This window comes from Kitasatospora sp. NPDC091257 (assembly GCF_044757675.1).
Classification (GTDB): Bacteria; Actinomycetota; Actinomycetes; order Streptomycetales; family Streptomycetaceae; genus Kitasatospora; species Kitasatospora lactacystinica.
In genome coordinates this window covers 1-1,558 of sequence record NZ_JBIVVI010001629.1, presented here as the reverse complement: position 1 = coordinate 1,558, position 1,558 = coordinate 1, and the positions used below count along the sequence as shown (strand labels likewise).

At 64.8% G+C, this 1,558-nt stretch carries 2 protein-coding genes; both read left to right on the top strand.

Annotation, left to right across the window (positions count from 1 at the left end):
- Positions 1–160 precede the first annotated feature (160 nt).
- Complete coding sequence (locus tag ACIQOV_RS40865; protein ID WP_401056131.1) at positions 161–1,147, top strand: transcriptional regulator; 987 nt, start codon at positions 161–163, stop codon at positions 1,145–1,147.
- 14 nt (positions 1,148–1,161) lie between these two features.
- Positions 1,162–1,521 carry a hypothetical protein gene (locus ACIQOV_RS40860; protein ID WP_401056130.1) on the top strand — a complete coding sequence of 120 codons (360 nt, stop codon included), beginning with the start codon at positions 1,162–1,164 and terminating at the stop codon, positions 1,519–1,521.
- The last annotated feature ends 37 nt before the right edge of the window (positions 1,522–1,558 follow it).

Below are 1,558 nucleotides of genomic sequence, written 5' to 3'. Positions count from 1 at the left end.
GGTTGACCAGCGTCTTCGGAAATTGACGAACCGTCAGAACGGCGTCAGGAGTGTCCGCCCTTGAGGTTGAGCACGACCACCCCGACGATCACCAGAGGTGACAGACCCTGGCCGTTCGGTGGTCTACGCCGCTGCCCCACCTCTTGGTGATACTGACGACATGAAGCGCCGCGACGTCCTGAGCCTGCTCGCCGTGACCGGCGCGCTCATCGCTCTGCCCGATGCCGAAAGGCCCTCGTCCCGATCCGGCGTGGCCACGTCCCTGACAGAAGTCGGGCCGGAACTGAACACGCACCTCTGGAAGCTGTTCGGGCTCTCCGACTCCAAGCAGGCTGTGCACCCGATGGTCAAGCACCAACTGGCTCTCCTGGCCAAGGGGCTGGGGGAATGCCAGAGCGATGCCTCGCGCCGGCAACTCTGTGCGCTGGTGGGAGATCTGTATCAGCTCGCGGGTGAGATCTTCTTCGACGCCAACCGCTACACCGACGCGGCGCAGTGCTACACACTCGCCGCCAGCGCAGCCAGGGAAGCCGGCGCTTTCGACATGTGGGCTTGTGCACTGACGCGGCACGCCTTCGTGGAACTCTACGAACACCGTTTCGCTGTCGCGGCTCCGATTCTGGCAGTGGCCTCTCAGGTCGCAGAACGAGGAGACAGCCGGCTCTCAACCCGATACTGGGTTGCGGCGGTCCAGGCGGAGGCATTTGCAGGCCTCGGCGACCTTGAAGCAACCGAACGAGCACTGGGCGCCGCCGAGCAGGTACACGATCTGTCCGGCCACCTGCACAATGGCGGTTGGCTTCGGTTCGATGGTTCACGTCTCGCCGAGGAACGCGGCACCTGCTATCTCGCACTCGGCCGCCCGGATCTGGCGGAGCAGGCACTGACATCCGCGCTCTCCCAGCGGCTCTCGCTGCGTCGCAGAGGAGCGGTGCTCGCGGAGTTGGCCGCGCTGAGCGTCGAGCGCCGTGATCTGGATCAGGCGAGTCATTACACTCACGCTGCTCTGGAGTTGGTCGACCAGACCGGCTCGGGCTACATCGGCAGGAAGTTGCAGGCGGTCAGGAACCGCCTCGTTCCGCTCGCGGCCGATGGTCGCGCCTCAGCCCTGCACCAGCAGATTTCGGCGCTTGACAACGCCGCCTGACGAAGGAGCAATTCATGCCGTCCGACGGGCAAATCTTCCGCGAAGCGTGGATCGCCGGTGTGTCGAAGCACCATCCGGGCGAGCCGAAAGCAGGCTATGTCGCCGCATGGGACGAGACTCCCGAGTGGGAGCGGGAGTGCGCCGCCGCCGTCTTCGGCCAGGTCCGTGACTTCATCATCGTGAGCGGCGGCAACACGTCAAAGCTCACCCGGGAGCAGAAGGGCCGATTCGTCGCGACGTGTTGGATCGCTCAGATCCACAAGCACATCGAGAATCCGAAGCCGGGCTATGTCGCTGACTGGGTCGATCTGCCCTCGTGGCAGCAGGAGACCGATGCGGACATCTTCGAGGCGATCGAACGCACCCGTCCTTGAGTATCGCGCTCCATTCCGCACCCCCTGCTGATGGCGG